At 36.7% G+C, this 19,311-nt stretch carries 15 protein-coding genes; 5 read left to right on the forward strand and 10 right to left on the reverse strand.

Annotated features, from left to right (window positions below; genetic code table 11):
• Positions 1 to 25 precede the first annotated feature (25 nt).
• The 5 genes from BLT95_RS05760 to miaA all read left to right on the forward strand — a co-directional run bounded on the left by BLT95_RS05760 (position 26) and on the right by miaA (position 5,139).
• The gene (locus tag BLT95_RS05760) at positions 26 to 1,261 is read left to right on the forward strand and encodes a DUF1015 domain-containing protein (RefSeq protein ID WP_089665174.1); all 1,236 of its coding nucleotides are present in this window, start codon (positions 26 to 28) and stop codon (positions 1,259 to 1,261) included.
• Positions 1,262 to 1,330: 69 nt separating this feature from the next.
• Positions 1,331 to 1,990 carry a YggS family pyridoxal phosphate-dependent enzyme gene (locus tag BLT95_RS05765; RefSeq protein ID WP_089665175.1) on the forward strand — a complete coding sequence of 220 codons (660 nt, stop codon included), beginning with the start codon at positions 1,331 to 1,333 and terminating at the stop codon, positions 1,988 to 1,990.
• 14 nt (positions 1,991 to 2,004) lie between these two features.
• On the forward strand, positions 2,005 to 3,378 hold the full coding sequence (locus tag BLT95_RS05770) for an exonuclease domain-containing protein (RefSeq protein WP_089665176.1): 1,374 nt from the start codon (positions 2,005 to 2,007) through the stop codon (positions 3,376 to 3,378).
• Between the two features lie 50 nt (positions 3,379 to 3,428).
• Positions 3,429 to 4,238: an ion transporter gene (locus BLT95_RS05775; protein ID WP_089666857.1), complete on the forward strand. Its 810-nt coding sequence runs from the start codon at positions 3,429 to 3,431 to the stop codon at positions 4,236 to 4,238.
• A complete protein-coding gene (miaA, locus tag BLT95_RS05780) occupies positions 4,231 to 5,139 on the forward strand; it encodes a tRNA (adenosine(37)-N6)-dimethylallyltransferase MiaA (RefSeq protein WP_089665177.1) in 909 nt (302 codons plus the stop codon). Before BLT95_RS05775 ends, miaA begins: the two co-directional genes overlap by 8 nt.
• Before the next feature lie 240 nt (positions 5,140 to 5,379).
• Here miaA and BLT95_RS05790 read toward each other — a convergent pair whose 3' ends face one another.
• The 10 genes from BLT95_RS05790 to coaBC form a co-directional block, all read right to left on the reverse strand.
• A complete protein-coding gene (locus BLT95_RS05790; protein WP_089665179.1) occupies positions 5,380 to 9,216 on the reverse strand; it encodes an HYR domain-containing protein in 3,837 nt (1,278 codons plus the stop codon).
• Between the two features lie 192 nt (positions 9,217 to 9,408).
• Positions 9,409 to 10,131 carry a response regulator transcription factor gene (locus tag BLT95_RS05795; RefSeq protein WP_089665180.1) on the reverse strand — a complete coding sequence of 241 codons (723 nt, stop codon included), beginning with the start codon at positions 10,129 to 10,131 and terminating at the stop codon, positions 9,409 to 9,411.
• Positions 10,132 to 10,135: 4 nt separating this feature from the next.
• Positions 10,136 to 11,713: a HAMP domain-containing sensor histidine kinase gene (locus BLT95_RS05800; RefSeq protein ID WP_089665181.1), complete on the reverse strand. Its 1,578-nt coding sequence runs from the start codon at positions 11,711 to 11,713 to the stop codon at positions 10,136 to 10,138.
• A gap of 64 nt (positions 11,714 to 11,777) precedes the next feature.
• The gene (gene coaE, locus BLT95_RS05805; RefSeq protein ID WP_089665182.1) at positions 11,778 to 12,371 is read right to left on the reverse strand and encodes a dephospho-CoA kinase; all 594 of its coding nucleotides are present in this window, start codon (positions 12,369 to 12,371) and stop codon (positions 11,778 to 11,780) included.
• Entirely contained in the window at positions 12,368 to 13,306 is a 939-nt protein-coding gene (locus tag BLT95_RS05810; RefSeq protein ID WP_089665183.1) for a hypothetical protein, read from the reverse strand. Before BLT95_RS05810 ends, coaE begins: the two co-directional genes overlap by 4 nt.
• A complete protein-coding gene (locus tag BLT95_RS05815) occupies positions 13,287 to 14,315 on the reverse strand; it encodes a glycosyltransferase (RefSeq protein ID WP_089665184.1) in 1,029 nt (342 codons plus the stop codon). Before BLT95_RS05815 ends, BLT95_RS05810 begins: the two co-directional genes overlap by 20 nt.
• Before the next feature lie 174 nt (positions 14,316 to 14,489).
• Entirely contained in the window at positions 14,490 to 15,311 is an 822-nt protein-coding gene (locus tag BLT95_RS05825) for an SDR family oxidoreductase (protein ID WP_089665186.1), read from the reverse strand.
• A 191-nt stretch (positions 15,312 to 15,502) separates the two neighbouring features.
• A complete protein-coding gene (recN, locus tag BLT95_RS05830) occupies positions 15,503 to 17,155 on the reverse strand; it encodes a DNA repair protein RecN (RefSeq protein WP_089665187.1) in 1,653 nt (550 codons plus the stop codon).
• Between the two features lie 58 nt (positions 17,156 to 17,213).
• Complete coding sequence (locus BLT95_RS05835; RefSeq protein WP_089665188.1) at positions 17,214 to 18,104, reverse strand: DUF4835 family protein; 891 nt, start codon at positions 18,102 to 18,104, stop codon at positions 17,214 to 17,216.
• Positions 18,097 to 19,305 carry a bifunctional phosphopantothenoylcysteine decarboxylase/phosphopantothenate--cysteine ligase CoaBC gene (coaBC, locus tag BLT95_RS05840; protein ID WP_089665189.1) on the reverse strand — a complete coding sequence of 403 codons (1,209 nt, stop codon included), beginning with the start codon at positions 19,303 to 19,305 and terminating at the stop codon, positions 18,097 to 18,099. Before coaBC ends, BLT95_RS05835 begins: the two co-directional genes overlap by 8 nt.
• Positions 19,306 to 19,311 lie beyond the last annotated feature (6 nt).

A 19,311-nucleotide genomic window follows, 5' to 3' on the forward strand; every position in this document is an offset into this window, starting at 1 on the left:
TATCTTAAAATGAAATAGATTAATCTTGACAAAGATCCTTCCTTTTAAAGCAGTGAGACCAACCCGAGAATACGCCGGGTTGGTTGCATCGCGCTCTTACGAAGATTATAGTGAAGAGGAATTAAAAGCTCAACTGGAGTATAATCCCTACACTTTTCTGCACATAATTAATCCAGGATACAAGTTCCAGCATGAAATAGGCGGTGATAAACGTTTTGGAATGGTAAAAAACCGTTACCTGGAATTTAAGGAAGAGCATATTTTTAATCAGGATGAACAGGCCTGTTATTATATCTATAAGATTCAAACCAGGGAAGCTTCCTGTTGCGGAATTATTGCTGCGGCCAGTGCGGAAGATTATGAAAAGAATGTTATAAGACGTCATGAAGATACGATCGCTCATCGGGAAGAATTATTTAAAGAATACTTGAAGGTTGTTGGTTTTAATACCGAACCGGTACTGCTAACCTATCCAGACGATCCGGTGATCAATGATCTTTTAAAAGAAAGAATGGAATCCAGACCAGAATATGAATTTGCTACCGCAAATAAAGAAACTCATACTCTCTGGCTTATAGATGATCCCGAAAATATTGAAAAGATAAAAAATAGGTTCGGTAGTATGGAAAAACTCTATATCGCAGATGGTCACCATCGCAGTGCCTCATCATGGTTACTGGCAAAAGAAAGCAGGGAAAATAATCCCGACCATACGGGGAAAGAAGCCTATAACTTTTTTATGACTTACCTCATTTCTGAAAGCAATTTGAGAATTTTTGAATTCAGCCGGCTTATAAAAGATCTTAACGGGCACTCCAAAGAAGAGTTTTTGATTTTGCTGGATGAATGGTTTAGAATAGAAAATCGCGGATTTGAAATCTATAAACCATCGAAAAAACATCATTTTAACATGTATCTGGATGGTGAATTCTACTCGCTTTATTTAAGAAAAACCAATTATAAGTTTACCGATTCTCTTAGCGAACTGGACTCTTACATACTTTTTGAAAAGATCCTGAAACCTCTACTTGGCATCGAGGACCTTCGATATGATAAGCGCATTGCTTATATTCATGGCCGCAATGATCTAATAGAATTAAAAACCCGTGTTGATAATGGGGAATTTGCTGTAGGCTTTGGAATGCTCCCCGCTGGAATTGAAGAAATAAAACAAATTGCAGATGAAAATTTGACCATGCCGCCAAAAAGTACTTATATTGAACCTAAGTTGCGAAGTGGTCTTACGATTTACGAATTTTAAACACTTTTATTTAAGCGTAGCTCCCCTACAAAGCTTATTTAATCCTTAATTTAAAAGACAAAATAAAGGATGGACATTTCTGAAAATATTAAAAAATACAAAAGCGAACTTCCTGAAAATGTGAAGCTCGTCGCCATTTCTAAAACTAAACCCAACGAAGATCTTATGAAGGCATATCATGCCGGCCAGCGTATTTTTGGTGAGAATAAGATCCAGGAGATGACCGATAAATGGGAAGAGCTACCTAAAGATATAGAATGGCACATGGTTGGCCATACACAGCGAAATAAGGTAAAATATATGGCTCCGTATGTTTCACTTATTCATGCGGTAGATAGTTTGAAACTTTTGAAAGAGGTCAATAAACGAGCAAAACAGAATGAAAGAACTATCAACTGCCTGCTCCAGATCAAAATTGCTGAAGAAGATTCAAAATTTGGAATAGATGCTGATGAAGTTAAAGAGATTCTAAATTCAGAAGCTTACGCTAAAATGGAAAATGTAAAAGTAGTAGGTCTCATGGGAATGGCTACTTTTACCGATGATCAGGATCAGGTACGATCAGAATTCAAGCATTTGAAAACTGTCTTTGATGAGTTCAGGGACCTTTATCCGGAACTCAAAGAACTTTCTATGGGGATGAGTGGGGATTATGAGATTGCCGTAGAATGTGGAACTACCATGGTACGAATAGGAAGTAGTATATTTGGCGAGAGGAATTATAATTAAAGAAGACAGAGTATTTGTACGCAATATTAGACATAGAGACCACCGGTGGTAAATATAATGAAGAAGGGATCACCGAGATTGCAGTCTATAAGTTTGATGGTCAAAAAGTCGTAGACCAGTTTATAAGTCTTGTTAATCCAGAACAGGCTATTCAGCCATTTGTAGTAAATCTCACCGGGATCAATAACGAAATGCTTCGAAATGCGCCGAAATTTTATGAGGTTGCAAAACGAATTGTTGAAATCACGGAAGATTGTATACTTGTAGCCCATAATGCTAAATTTGACTACAGGATCTTACGTACAGAATTCCGCAGACTGGGTTTCGAATTTGAAAGAAAAAGCCTTTGCACTGTAGAACTTTCGAAAAAATTAATTCCAGACCTGCCTTCCTATAGTTTGGGAAAACTGGTAAGGTCACTAGGAATTCCTTTAAGTGATCGCCACCGAGCTGCGGGAGACGCACAGGCAACAATCAAGCTTTTTAAAATGTTACTGGCCAAAGATGTGGGTAAAGATATTTTAAAGGAGCATGTTCGTAAAGAACCTAAACGCAACATAGATACCAAGCTGGTATTTATTCTGGAAGAATTACCATCAGAAACAGGTGTCTATTATTTTCATGATGAGCATGGAGAGATCATCTATGTTGGAAAATCCAGAAATATAAGAAAGAGGGTTAATCAACATTTTACCAATGATAATCCTAAATCGCGCGAAATGCAGCGAAAAGTAGCCTCCGTTTCCTATGAACTCACGGGAAATGAGCTTATTGCCCTGCTAAAAGAGAACCAGGAGATCAAGGAACTAAAACCTAAATATAACCGGGCTCTGAAAAGGAATATTTTTAGTCATGCGCTTTATCATTTCACCGATGACGATGGTTATATAAACCTGAAAATTGGTAGAGCTATTAAAACAAAACAAAATATCACAACCTTCAGTTCATTAAGATCTGCGAAAAATTCTCTTGAAAAATGGGTGGCAGAATTTGAACTATGTGAACGTCTCTCCGGTTTGCACGGGGGTACAGGAAATTGTTTCGCCTATACCATTAAAAGTTGCCATGGAGCCTGTATAGAAGAGGAATTGCCAGACACCTATAATGAAAGGGTTTTTCAACTTATAGATAGACACTCTTATAACAATCTAAATATGCTATTGATTGGGCGTGGGCGTGAAGTAGATGAAAAAAGTGCATTATTAATAGAAGATGGAGCGTTTAAAGGTGTTGGTTATTTTAATCTGAATCATCAAATAAATAACCTGGATATAATTCGATCTATTATTACTCCAATGGATAATAATCGAGATGCTGAACATATCATTCAAAGTTTTCTGCGAAGAAAACACAACTTTAAGATCATCCAATTATCTGTACATGAATAGACTTCAGGAATTTTTAATACATTTAAATAACTGTGGAAGAAAATAAACCAATGTCCCCCTGGAAACATAAACTTCATGAAATAATTTATGAAGCTGATACTCCTGCAGGCAAATTTTTTGATATTGCCATTCTTATAGTGATCATGATTAGTGTGGCACTGGTAATGATGGAAAGTGTGTCTTCCCTGCTGCTCAAATATTCCTGGGAATTTTATATAGCCGAATGGATTATCACAGGTATATTCACTATCGAATATATTCTAAGGATCATCGCTATTAACAAACCAAAGCGGTATATTTTCAGTTTTTATGGAATTGTAGATCTTCTTTCTACCCTCCCCAGCTATATAGGTTTCATTTTTGGGGGTGCCAATCTACTCTTCGCCATTAGAGCCTTAAGGCTTCTTAGGATTTTCCGAATATTGAAGGTCACAAGATATATAGGAGAATCACGAAAACTAATATTAGCTCTTAGAAATAGCAAACCAAAGATCCTGGTTTTTCTTTTTGCCGTGATAATTATCTGTGTTATCGCGGGTACTTTAATGCATCTTGTAGAAGGTAGCGGTGCAGGCTTTGATAATATTCCTCTGAGCATTTACTGGTGTATCGTGACACTAACAACTGTAGGTTTTGGAGATATTGCGCCTGTCACTCCACTGGGGCGCCTTATTGCTTCCATCATTATGGTTACCGGTTATGGCATTATCGCAGTTCCCACCGGGATTGTTAGTGCTGAATTTAGTAAAGCAAAAGAAAAGCCCGTAAACAATACCCAGGTTTGTCCAAATTGCAATGAAGGAAGACATCTGGATGATGCGGAATTCTGTCATAATTGTGGATTTAAATTAAATGTCTAATTACCTTATCAATATTATTGGTCCAACAGCGATTGGAAAAACTTCGCTTTCCATTAAAGTAGCCCGGCATTTTCAAACAGAAATCATTTCAGCCGATTCCAGGCAATTTTTTAAAGAAATGAGCATTGGAACAGCAGTGCCTGAAAAAGAAGAACTCAACGCCGCCCCACATCATTTTATTCAGCATATTTCTATTGAAGATAAATACTCTGTTGGAGATTTTGAAAGAGAGGCTATCAATAAACTGGAAGCGCTTTTTAAAAAACATTCCACAGTGATTATGGTTGGCGGGAGCGGTTTATATGTGAAGGCTGTAACTGAAGGTCTCGATAATTTCCCGAAGGCTGATCCTGAAATTAGGAAAAACCTTAATAAACATCTTCTAGAAGATGGTATAGACTGGTTACAAAAGCAGCTATTTGTTCTGGATCCCGAATATTATAAAACTACTGATGTTCAAAACCCACATCGTTTAATTAGAGCTTTAGAAATTTGTATTGAGACTGGTAAGCCTTTCTCTTCATTTTTACACCAACCCAAAAAGAAACGGGATTTCAAAAATATCAATATTGGTCTGACAGCTGATAGAGAGTTGATTTATGATCGTATCAACAAGCGTGTAGATCTAATGATAGATAATGGTTTAATTGAAGAAGCAAAAGCTCTTCATTCTAAAAGAAACCTGAACGCACTTAACACTGTGGGGTACAAGGAGCTTTTTCAACATTTTAGCGGAGATATTTCCCTGGAATCGGCGATTGCTGAAATTAAAAAGAATACCCGCAGATTTGCTAAAAGACAACTTACCTGGTTTAGAAAGAACAACGATATCCAATGGTTTGAGTTTGATGAAAAACCGGAAAATATCTTGAATTATATTCAGTCAAAGATCAATACTTAAATATAAATCTTTTTGTAAGTGTTTTCTCGTTGGTTAAAATCTTCAGGACGTATACAGCTTCCTGTAAAGGCCCCAGGTTCATAGAATATTCAGAAATACCAGGATCAAAATCTTTTGCAGCAATAAACCTCCCGCGATGATCAAAAACCTCAATCCGCTGAATCGATACGTCTGCCGGGGTTGCTACTTTAAAACTCCCAATATTTGGATTAGGATAAATAAAAATATATTCACTGCCCTCTAGAGGGGATCATTACAAACAGCATTTTCATCATTCACCGTTATAGTAGTAGTCGCGGTAGAACTATTTCCCTGACTATCTTCAGCCAATACCTGAACCTGATTTACTCCGAGTTCCTTACAACTAAAAACAGATTTACTAAGTGTATAAGTTACATCAGGATCGCAATTATCATAAGAACCATTATCAATATCTTCAAAACTTACGGAAGCGGTTCCCTGTTCATCTAAATTTATATTAATGTCCTTTAGTTGCAGCACCGGTGGAGTATTATCTTCCAGGTTTATCATAAAACTACAGGAAACTGAGCTCTGTTCAACTTCTACATTCAATGTAACTTCAACCTGAGCATTGGTGATTAGGGTTCCCGGTAAGGGATTTTGTGATACCTCCAGCCCTTCTCCATTAATAACATTGGCTTCTTCAGTATAATCTGGTAAGATAAAAGAACAATTTTCATCCCATTCCAGTGTTTTATTTGAAGGGCAATTAATTCCTACTTCCCCATCCGTTAAGAGATCAATTCTGAATTCACATTTGGTGGTGTTCCCGGAATCATCTGTCGCAGTAAGCAGTATATTTGTATCTTCATCTATTACCGTACCTGGTTCCGGTTGCTGAAGAACGTTCACTCCTCCGCAATTATCTGTGACTCCCACTGTATTCGTATAATCCTGCATTGTATATGTTTCTCCACTGGAAATATTGATCATTTCATCTTCTGGACATACTATAACTGGATTTATATCATCTACAGGAATTAAATAAATATCACAGAAATCTGTCTGATCTTCAAAAGTGGCGGTTACTCTTATATACGGGTCAACATTAGAATCAAAGACCGAATTTGCTTCCAGGGATTGTTGTATTTCTGCTCCATCAATGGAAGTATCAACTATATCAGAAAAGTCGGGTACTCGATAAACACAGTTTTCATCTGCTTCAATTATATATTCGTCTATACAGGTAAGTTCTAATTCATTCTCTTCAATAACCCTGATCTCTACAGGTACTGTACAGGTTGAAACGTTATTATTTGAATCGCTGGCGGTAAGGGTCACATTTATCGTTTGCCCGTCATCCTCCCCGGTGAAATCAGTTCTATCCAGATTAAGTACAATATCCAGCCCATCGCAATTATCTCTATAAGAATTAAGAAGATCTTCGGCTTCAAGAATTCCGGTTGTTCCACTTTGAAAAGTAAAAGTATAGGTAGGTTTACATTCAATTACCGGTGGCTGAGTATCGGAAATTTTAATATTGAAACTACATTCAGAGCTATTACCTGAACTATCTGAGGCGATATAGGAAAGCGTATACTCTCCAACTGGAAAAACATCACCACTTTCAAGATCAATAGTATCACTTCTAACTATAGAAATATCGCCATCGCTATTATCGGTTGCAATAGGGTCATCAAAATTGATCACTGCACCGCAAACTCCATTATCGTTGTTCACACTTATATCCTCTGGGCATTTTATAACTGGCGGTTCATTATCAGACGATTTCATCAATCTGTATGTTACTTCACATACAGCCACGTTATTATAGGGATCGGTAACGGTTAAAATGATATCGTAATCACCTTCTCCCGTAAACTCAGTTCCGGCAGACGGGTCCTGAACAACCTCAAGATCTTCATATGGCGAACAATTATCTGCAATTCCGTTTTGATCTACTACCTGAGGCAAAATAAACACTCCGCTTGAAGGAATTTCCCTGGTTTGCACATCTGCCGGACAAACGATCAATGGTTTACCCACATCTATAACAGTCACACTCACAGTACAGGTTGCTGTTTCACCTGTATCAGAATTTGAAGCTTTTATGATGACTGAATTTTCTCCAATATCATCACAAGAAAATTGCTGTGTTTCTATATCGAATTCAATTCCTGAAGTATCACCAACAACCAGCTCTGCTGTCAGAATCTGAACGGTGTTGCTATTATATCCTAATTCTGCCGTATAATTTTCTACACATTGAATCCTGAATTCTTCTACTTTTTCTACAATAATATCAAAAGAACAGGTGTCTTTTAATCCGGCATTATCGGTTACCGTAATAGTAACTGTAGTTGTTTCCTCAATTTCTGTCCCTGCAACAGGGGTTTGAGAAAAGGCCAGATTAGTATCACAATTATCGCTAAAAGCGACCTCAGATTCGTAATTCGGGACGGGATAGGTTTCTCCTTCTTTTAAACTGACGGTGGTATCTTCTGGACAATTTGTAATTACAGGTTTTGTAGCATCGCTAGGCGAAACAGTAAATTTACAAGACTCTCCTTCTTCTCCATCCAGCACTGGAGTTAATGTGATTATTTGATCATCTGAAATCGTCGTGCCGGGTAATGGATCCTGTTTTATAGTTGCCTCCGGATCACTCGTCGTAAAATCATCTCTATAGTCTTCCAATTCATATTCACAATTCGAATCGAAAGAAACATTAACTATTGAAGCATCACAGTTAGTGATGGTAAGCGGAGTTTCGTCGTCTGTCACGGTAACTTCTAATGTACAGGTATCTTTGTTACCGGCATTATCTGTAACGGTCATAACCACATCATAAACATCTGCTTCTGTAAAGGTAGTTTGAGAAAGAGTAATGCTTTCTATACCGCAATTATCGGTAGACGCATCATTTATATCATCTACAGTTATTGATGCTGAACCATCTACTAGAGGTAATTCAAAATTACCTACACATTGGGCGGTAGGTTTGGTTACATCAAAAGAGGGTGTTCGCTGATATATTTCCAAATTAAAATCTAATTCTAAACCATTAACTTTTCCATCATTTAAAAATAATTTTCCACAACTTCCATCAAGCGCAATATCCAATGGGAACTGTATATGGTCTCCATTTTGACTACGAGGATTGGCAGGTTCATCATTAAAAGTTAAATAGTGCGATAAATTCGAATTATAAATTTGCATTTTAAATTCTCCTCTAGAAATACCATCAACAATTTTAGGATATAGTTGCAACGCGGCCAAAATATTTCCACTAAAAAGCTTTAAAACCTGAGTGAAATCAATTTCTTCACCATAATCAATAGCATATATAAAATCTGATTTATCAATGTAAAGACTTCCGGGAGATCCTATAGAATTTAATTTACTATTATAACTAAGATCTTTATTTAAAACCAATACCTCTCCATTATTTGCCGCATGACTTATTAAAATATAATTATTATTAGCTGCAACACGATAAGGGTTTTCAATTTTCTGCTCAGGTGGTCCCTGGAAACTTTTAAACGTCCCGTTAGCATAATATATTTTTAGATAGGATAGTATATTATTTTCATCTCTTCTATCTGCATCAACAATATAAAGGTTATTTTCGCTATCAAACTCTAATCCTGTGGGCTGCCAAAACTCATCTTTTCCACCGCCTACTGCGCCTACTCCTATATTACCTTTCGAATTTCCGGAAGTATCAAATTTCTTTATAAGTTTAGATCCTCCATCAGCTATATGAATTATGTCATTATTATCTATAGCTATATCTAATGGTGCATTCAGTGCTCCAGCTTCCCCTAATTGATCATTGATAATTTTACTATAATTTTGATTTATCGGATTAAACTTATAAACACCATCTCCATAAGTCAATACATAGATATTTCCTTGCGAATCTGTATCGATTGAAATTACAATTTCACCTTCAGATCTATAACCTCCAGAGCCCAAATTAAAATCATCAAGAAATTTAAACGAGGGATCCTGTCCAAAAACATTTCCGGAAAAAATAAAGAAAAGAAAAATAAAAGTGCAGGTCTTCTGTATAGAAGAGCCCTTCAAATCACATATTTCGGCTGCACTTATCAAATTTGGGCGTGTTAGGTGAACGCCATAAAGATAAGTATTGTAAAAAAACCGATCTTAAAATAATGCTAAGATTGTGGTACAGACTCCAAAAGAGTCCATAAAGAAATATAAAAGGGGTAAGATAATCGAGATAGATCACTGCATCATGTTTATTTACATGATGCAGTATACATCCCGGAAACTGAAAATTTATTATGCTTCAGTCTCCTCTTTGTTTTTAACAACAAGTCTAAAACCTTCACCGTGGATATTCAGTATCTCCACATTTTCGTCTTTTTTCAGATATTTTCTAAGCTTGGCAATATAAACATCCATACTTCTTGAAGTGAAGTAGTTGTCGTCTCTCCATATCTTAGTAAGCGCCAGTTCTCTTGGCATAAGATCGTTCTCATGCAACGCCAGTAATCTTAATAGTTCGTTCTCTTTAGGAGAGAGTTTTTGCGGTTCTTCATCTCTAAAAGTAAGAAATCTCAATTTTGAATTCAGGTGAAAATCACCAATTTCAAATTCAAATTGTTTAGAATCTGCTACGCTATCTGTAGCTTTACGCTGCATAATAGCTTTGATCTTCATTAAAAGAACTTCACTATCAAAAGGTTTGTTCAGGTAGTCATCTGCCCCAACTTTATATCCTTTCAACACATCTTCTTTCATTGCTTTTGCAGTAAGAAAGATAATTGGCACTTCTTCATTCTTATCACGTATCTCCTTTGCAAGGGTGAATCCGTCTTTATAAGGCATCATTACATCCAGAATACAAAGATCAAAATCGTCTTTTTTAAACTTTTCAAATCCTTCCATTCCGTTCTTTGCATGTGTTACCTCATAATCGTTCATTGCGAGGTAATCTTTAAGGACCGTTCCAAAATTTGGATCATCCTCAACTAATAAAATCTTCTTGTTTTCAGTTTCCATATATTTAAGATATTAGTGGTAGTTTAATTATAAAGGTACTCCCTTTTCCTTTTTCGCTATTCACCGAGATTTCACCATGGTGGTCGTCTACGATCTGGCGTGCATATGCCAGGCCAAGTCCATGACCTTTTACATTATGAATATCACCGGTATGTTCGCGATAAAATTTTTCAAATATTTTTTTCTGAACCAGTTTCGTCATCCCAACTCCCTGGTCCCTAATTTCACAAATAATATAATTTTTTACATTCGTGGTGTAAATGTCTATTTTCGGAGCTTCTTCTGAATATTTTATTGCGTTATCAAGGATATTTACGATCACGTTGGTAAAATGATCCTGATTTGCCAGAACCGATGATCGCAATGCTCCAAAATGTGTTTGTATATATCCGCCCCGATCTTCCACAATTAACTCGATATGAGTAATTGCATCATAGATCACATCATGTAGCTGATGCCTTTCCTTTTTAAGATCCAGTTCATTCTTTTCCAGTTTAGAAATACGCAATACGTTCTCCACCTGGGCGTGCATCCGTTTATTTTCATCCCTGATCATTTGAAGGTAACGGGAAACTTTTGACCGATCTTCTATAACCTTAGGGTTTTTAATAGCATCTAAAGCCAGGTTGATCGTAGCAATAGGTGTTTTAAACTCATGAGTCATATTATTAATAAAATCAGTTTTAATCTGAGATATCTGCCTTTGCTTAATAAGCTGTGAAAGCGCACTGGAATATGCAATCACAATAATAAGAGTAAAAATAATAGACAACGATGCCATTAAAATTACTGAAGATAGAACTGCTTCTTTCTTATTCGTGAAATTCACTAATAATTGGTATTCACTGTTCCCCTGTCTATCCATGAACAAAGGCACTGCATAGGTCGCAGGATGATCCAGACTAAAATTTTCAGAATGTAGATTTGTGGCTATGGAGTTATTGTACACTCCAAATTCAAAAGCTGTTTCCAGATTTCTACCTTCCAGCCCTTCAGAAATAAGCTCATTGATTGTCCCTTCAGAAACTCTTTTATGTACCGGTAGCCTTACAACCAATTCTGAAATTGCCGATCGTAAAATATCTTTCTCAACCTCTTCCATCCTCGAAAGACGTTCAATATGTTCTATTCGCTGCCTGGCACTTAAATTGTCTCCGTCTATCTGATTATTTCTTACAATATCAGTAACCCTTTTATTGATCATTTTGGTAAACTGGATACTGTCCTGTGCAAACTGCAAAAAACCGGAAGAAATCTTATAATCCTCTTCCAGAATAATCTCGGTATTAAAATAAGTTTCGTTCCTGCTTTGATTTCTATTACTATAAAAATACTCGGTTAAAGTCCTATCACTCAACTTACTATTAAGACTGTCTGGATTTTTGAACTGAAAATAATAGTTCTCAAATTCTTTGTTTTGGATCTCCTCAGAAACATTCAGCAAAACCTGCTTTGCATTAAAAGAAAACTGCTCTTCACGATCGTCAATTGTACTTTTAATCCAGTATCCCTGCACGAAAATAATACCGATTAGGGATAAACTCATAAGAGCAACCAGAAGGACAAAAAGCTTCTTATTCATGCGGTCAAAAGTAATATTTTAACATTTAGACCTTAAAGTGTTTAACCAAATGTTAACAAAACTTCTAGCAATTTTTGCCTGCTTTTAAGATTTTGTCGTGTATATGTTCAACCTGCAGTTTTGTTTGCTTCAATTCCCTATTATATATTATGAAATCTGCCATTTGAGATTTTTTTTCATCATCCCATTGGTTGTTCATCCGCTGCTTGATTTCACTTACAGAGCTATCATCCCTCTTTTGCAGTCTTTGGATTCTTAACTCCTCGGGTGCGGTCACCAGAATATTATAATCACATTTCTTGTACCCCCCAGTTTCAAATAATATGGCCGCTTCGTATATCACATATTCTGAAGATTGTTTATATAGCCATTCTTTAAAATCTTTTTCAACGGCGGGATGTATAATTTGATTAAGTTTGGAAAGAAGATCTTTATCATTAAAGACTTTTGAAGCTATCAATTTCCTGTTTGGTAAATCTTTGTTATAAGACTGTTCTCCAAAAAGGTCAATAATTTTTTGCCGAATTTCAGAAGAAGTATTCATAAGGTTTTTCCCGGCTTCATCGGCAATATAGACAGGAATATTAAAGTCCTTGAAAAAACTGGCAACCGTTGTCTTGCCACTTCCAATCCCTCCTGTTAAGCCAATTACTTTCATCGTTTGATCACAAATTGAATCCTACGTTCATTTAACCTGATGTTATTGATGAATTTTGGTTTTTCAACGATCTGGGCGATCATGTAGTCATCGCCTTCTTTTATATCAAGATAATTACAAACCACCCTGAAATCGGCAGCGCTAACATTCTCAAATTGCTTCAGGTTAACCTGGTAATATACAATCACCGTTTTTGGGAAGTATGCAAGGTTTAAATTATCCGGGACATTTACTACCTCCACCGCGATCTCTACACTTCCCTCTGTGAACTTTTTAACTTCCTGTGAATATGTTACGCTATTTTCATAAAAGCTCAATTTCCCCAATCCCGATGTATCAATATCTACTGTTCCATTAAGGTCTGAATTCACTTTATTCAGCTTTAGAGATTTTGTTGGTACACTTACAAGGCTGTCAATTATTTTTCCAGGCCCACTTACTTTAACCGAATCTGGAGTTAGCTTTACGGAATTATCAGCTGAAAAACCTATCGCATAGTTCACCTCAATATCAGGGATCACTTTCAGCATTTTCTCCTTTTTAAATTGAAATGGAACCACGATCTCTTCCTGAATGATTCGTGAATTTTCAAAATCTATCTTTAATTGCTGCTCTATCTCTGTAAGATGATTTTGAAGAGTATACACCAGCTCATCATCAGTTTCCCTGGCTTCAGAAAGATCTACGCTAAGCTCCGGATTAAATATTTTATAGTAATAGATACTAAAACCATTATCCTGAAGCTGAAGGTCAACATGCCCAGGGCGTTCATCAGAAATACTCTTATCAAGGGGAGCATTAATATAATTAACAGGAATTTCAATAAGCTGCGTGTATGTTTTGGAAAACTGAACAAGTACCCACACTATGGCAGAAAAAATCAGGAAAAAACTGAATGTTTTTACGCTGGATCTTTTAAATCTTGGTTTTCTCACTTACCTGTTTTTTAAAAAATAATTGAGGGAATGCTTCTTGAGGCCGTTGGTTTAGTATCCCAATTTTGAATGCGGAAATTAAAAAACCAAACCCATATCCCGAGAACTGTACAAAAACAGCTCTTATTGCTAGCAACCCAATATAAATACTTTTATTTTTTATCGCAGCATCTATGCCAATAATTAAAAAATAAATTAAATAACACCCTGTAAAAAACCAAATTCCCAGGCTTGCCATGATACAGGAAAAAATGAAACCCATTATAAATAAACCCGGAAACCAGTAAGTGATCTTTCCAGAACCCGGATGCCATTTATTTAAAATAGGCCTTACAAGACCGAATTTTTTTACCTGCATATAGAATTTATCCCAGTCAATTCTTCGTTTATGAAATACTTTTGCTTCGGGGATCAGACATATTTTAAATCCTGATTTTTTTAACCTCAAACTAAGGTCTGGATCTTCTCCGGGATGAATTTGTCCAAATCCACGGCTTTCTTCAAAAGCTTCCCGGCTTATACCCATATTAAAGCTACGGGGCTGAAAACCTTTCGCACCCCTCCTGTCTCCTCTTATCCCTCCGGTAGTAAAAAAAGAAGTCATCGTATAATCTATGGCTTTCTGAATATTGCTGAAAGAAGGATGGGCCGCATCTGGACCACCAAAACAATCGCAATAATTCTCAGAAAGAGAACTATGAACTTCCTTCAAATAATTTTCAGGAAGGATCACATCAGAATCCAGAATGAGGAAATAATCTGCTTTTGCTTTTTTCATCCCGAAATTACGAGAATCTCCGGGACCTGAATTAGACTTATAATAATAACTGATATTTAGATCTTCAGAAAATTGCCTAACAATTTTGTCAGATCTTACGCTGGAACCATCCTCTATAATTACTACCTCAAAAGATCTTATGGAAATTAATTTTCGCATACTTTCCAGCAACTCCCGGATCTCATCGGGACGGTTATATACCGGAATTACAAAGGAATACTCTGGTTGCATGAAAATTATTTAAAAAGGGAACTGCCAAAATCTGATGAAGGTAGGCAGGCAAATAATCAGAAGAAGCCTGTGGAAATCTATTTTTCGACCAAAATAAAAAACTTCCACAGGCTCCATTTAACACTTAAAAGGCATCGAAAATTAGAATTTACAAATGCCGCTCAATTTATATAATTAGTCTTCGTCTTTTGTAAACGTTTCCATCACTTCCTGGCTAACTCCTGTATTGGAGAATCCACCATCATGAAATAAATTCTGCAGCGTAACCTTCTTTGTAAGATCTGAGAATAAGGTCAATGTATAGTTTGCACATTCTTCTGCAGTGGCATTCCCTAGCGGAGACATTTTTTCTGCGAAAGCTATAAAGCCATCAAAACCTTTCACTCCCTGCCCGGCAGTGGTTGGGGTTGGAGATTGTGAAATTGTATTTACCCTTACTTTTTTATCCTTTCCAAAGAAATACCCAAAACTACGAGCAATAGACTCCAAATATGCCTTATTATCGGCCATATCATTATAGTCCGGGAAAACTCGTTGAGCAGCCATATAACTAAGTGCTACGATACTTCCCCACTCATTCATTGCATCTTTCTTATAAAGAACCTGCATGGTTTTATGGAAAGAAACAGCGGAGACATCCCAGCCTTTGGTCGTATAATCATAATTCATATCTGTATAATGATTGCCTTTTCTCACGTTTACAGACATACCAATAGAGTGAAGTACAAAATCTATCTTTCCTCCAAGGATTTCAGTTGCTTTTTCAACAAGATTTTCAAGGTCTTCTACTTTGGTTGCATCAGCTGGAATGATCTCAGACCCTGTCTTTTCAGCAAGATCCTTAATACTTCCCATTCTCATTGCGATTGGGGCGTTGGTCAAAACAAAAGTCCCTCCTTCTTCGTGGACTTTTTCAGCTGTTTTCCAGGCAATAGAATTTTCATCTAGAGCTCCAAATATAATTCCTCTTTTACCTTTAAGTAGGTTATATGACATGTGTATTTATTTTTGTGGTTGTTAAGCTTGTAAATATAACAAAGTTGATTGAATTCAGTTATCAGTTATCAGTTATCAGTTATCGGAAAATAAAGAATTGAATCCTGCGTTAAAAATTCACAGATAATTTTTCAAAACTATATCTCAACTTCTATATCCTCATCTAATTACTAACGTCTATATACTTAAAATTAATTAAGTAAGGACTTCGCATGCGCCCTGGCCGAATCACTTTTGGTGTTGCCCCCAAGCATAAGCGCAAGCTCTTCAACTCTATCTTCCTCCTCAAGCTGGATGATCTTGGTTTGGGTAGCGACTTCATTATCTTCTTTAAATATTTTAAAATGCGAAGCTCCCTTTCCTGCAATTTGAGGGAGATGCGTAATCGCGATCACCTGCATATTAAGTCCCATTTTTTTTAGGATCTCCCCCATTTTCTTAGCAATTTCTCCAGATACCCCCGTATCTATCTCATCAAATATAATCGTTGGCAATTTGCTTTGGGCTGCAAGTATACTTTTTACAGCAAGCATGATCCTGGATAATTCTCCTCCGGAAGCTGCTTTTTTGATCTCTTTAAAGTTTCCTCCTTTATTCGCCGCAAGATACCATTCCAGTTTATCGCGTCCATTCGAGAGAAAATCGGTTCCCTGCTCTAACTCAATGTTGAGTCTCGCATTAGGCATTCCAAGATCTTTAAGGATCTGTTCAGTTTGCTCTATAAAAACAGGAACGATCTTTTCCCTGTTATCATGCAATTTATTTGATGTCTTATCCAGTACTTTTTCCTGGTCTTTTATGGCAGTCTGAATTTCAGTTAAAGCCGATTCGGCATTCTCGGTAACCGAAACTTTTTCCTGAAGCGAACTGATAATTTCGAGAAGTTCTTCTACATTTTCAGCATTATGCTTTTTCTGAAGATTGTATATGAGTTGAAGTTTTTGATTCACCATTTCCAACTCTTCAGGATTTGCCTCTATCCTGTCCATTGCATCGGTCATTTCAGCTTCAAGATCGTCCAGCTCAATTATCACACTCTGAATTCTCTCATGGAAATTCTCATAATTAGCTGAAAATTTGGCGATTTTTGAAAGGTTGACCTTTACAGCTTTTAAACTCTCCAGGCTCCCAATCTCCTCCTGCTGAAGTAAATTAATGGCCGAGCTCAAATTTTCGGTTAGTTCCTCTACATTATTCAATTCTTCATAGCGGCCTTCCAGGTCCTCAAGCATTCCCCCCTTTAAATTGGCTTCCTCAAGTTCCTTCAGCAAAAAAAGATTATAATCATATTCTTTAGCTGCCAGGGATTGCTGCTCTTTGAGCTCATCGAAGCGATTTAAAAGAACTTTATAATCCTTTAATTCACTTTTGTATTGAAGAATTAAAGATTCGTTCTTTGCAATGGTATCTATCACATTAAATTGATAATTAGCATTCCCAAGACTTAAGGTTTCATGCTGACTATGAATATCAATTAAAAAAGTTCCCAATTTTTGAAGGGTCGTGATCTTAACCGGAGTATCATTTATGAAAGCTCTGGATTTACCTGAAGGCAGAATCTCTCTTCTAATGATACTTTGCGTCTCGTAATCCAGATCTTCTTTTTTAAAAAAGTTTTCAAGCTTATAATTTGAGATACTAAAAGCACCCTCTATCACACATTTCTTTTCGGTGTTTCTGATGGAACTGAAATCGGCCCTGTCACCCAACAAAAGTCCTAATGCTCCAAGCATAATGGACTTACCGGCACCGGTTTCTCCTGTTATAATAGTGAATCCAGGCTGAAGACCAATATTGATATCTTCAATAAGGGCGTAATTTTTTATAGAAAGAGATGTAAGCAAATTGGTTAAAATTTGTGCTAAATATACGTGAGAAAAAAATTGAAATCAACCTAAATGCCTACTGAATATTCCTCCAGTTTCTGGCATACCTGGGAGCAATACTATTAAGAGTTTCAATAAGCTCTGCGCTATTTTCTATAGGTGCACCACCAGAATAAACAGAAGTAACCTCTTCTGCTTTGGCATCAAGAAAAGTTCTTAACAGCAATGAATTATTACGACGATTGTTCATTACTTCCAGATCATTTAAAGCTTCAGCAATTGCATTTTTGCCGGAAAGAACATCTTCATGCATCACATCCAGGCCTAAACGATGATATTTGTAAAGTGCTGTTCTATATTCAGCATAGGTATTTGCAAGCAGATCAGCATTCAAACGGAATCTTGAGCGTTGCCCGTCAGAACCTCTCCAACCCTGGGAATTTCCTTGCTGTGCATTGGTCACAATTCTATTAGCTTCCTCATAATATTCTGTTCCACCATCCAGCGCAAAAGTATCTGCATCCATGCCCAGAATAGTATAAACATAAAATGAAACTACTGAAATTAGATTGGATGTATAATTATTCTGACTATAATTAAGGGGCTGATACTCCCTGTAACTAAAACCAAACTGCTCATCATTGAAATTAAAAACGGGAGTGATCATAGAAGTCCCGTAAACCGGTCGTGATGATTGCACCTGTATAGTGCCATTAAAACTTTCCCCTTCAAAACTGTTTATCGTAATAAACATACTGCAGTTAATACGTTCGTGATTTTGAAAATTCCTGTCTGTCCAGGTAGTTTGATTAACAAATTCGTTTAAGGCACGCTCCAGAGTTTTAAAAACAGACAGATTGGTTTGTCCCGTTTGTTCAGCATTTACAATAATCTCACAATTAAGCTGCTGTGCAGTACTTAGCTGCAGCCCACTAAAAACCAGTATAAATGTGAGTAGTTTACGCATTAATTAAATCTATGATTTCTCTTAAAATATCCCCGGCGACTTCTTTCTTGGATTTTAGTTCAAAATCCTTTTTCCTATCCGGGTAGATAATACTAATCTTATTCGTGTCGCTTTTAAACCCCGCTCCTTTATCGTTGAGTGAATTTAAAACAATAAAGTCAAGTTTCTTCTTTTTAAGTTTTTTTCTTGCATTCTCAACTTCGTTGTTCGTTTCTAAAGCAAAACCAATTAGCTTCTGATTTTTCTTCTTAGCACCTAAGCTAGCCAGAATATCTTCGGTTTTCGTCAACTCTAAGCTTAGAGATTCGTCATTTTTTTTGATCTTCTTTTCTGCAACATATTTTGGTTTATAATCGGCGACCGCGGCTGCAGAAATAAAAACATCAGTATCTCCAAAATTAGAAAGAGCTGCCTCGTACATTTCTCTTGTACTGGTCACTCTAATTAAATTAATATTTTTCTCGTCCGTATTCAAATGAGTAGGCCCGGAAATTAGGGTGACCGCAGCTCCCATTTTCATAGCCGTTTCAGCTATTTCATATCCCATCTTGCCGCTGGAATGATTACCTATAAAACGAACAGGATCTATAGCTTCGTATGTAGGACCTGCAGTAATAAGTATCTTTCTCCCTTTTAATGGCAGGTCTTCAGAATAATAATTTTCAATAAAGTGGAGGATCTCTTCGGGCTCAGCCATCCTTCCTTCTCCATGCAAACTACTGGCGAGTTCACCTTCACCTGCAGGGATCATGATATTCTCATATTCCTGTAGTTTCTGAAAGCTATTTTTAGTAGATGGATGCTTGTACATATCAAGATCCATCGCCGGTGCAAAGAATACAGGACATTTAGCAGAAAGGTAAGTTGCCAGTAAAAAATTATCGCTATTTCCCGATGCCATTTTAGAAAGTGTACTGGCTGTAGCAGGGGCTATAAGCATGAAATCGGCCCAAAGGCCGAGTTCAACGTGATTATTCCAGGTTGCATTTTCATCTTCTTCATCTGTAAATGAAGAGAACACTTCGTTCTTAGAAAGTGTGGAAAGTGTAAGCGGAGTGATAAATTCTTTTGCAGCCGGTGTCATTACAACTTTTACATTGGCACCAGCTTTTACAAATAAACGTACTAACGCGGCAGTTTTAAAGGCGGCAATACCGCCGGTAATCCCTAATAAAACATTCTTGCCTTTAAGTACAGACATATTTGA

Origin of the sequence: Gramella sp. MAR_2010_147 (assembly GCF_900105135.1) — a bacterium.
Lineage (GTDB): Bacteria > Bacteroidota > Bacteroidia > Flavobacteriales > Flavobacteriaceae > Christiangramia.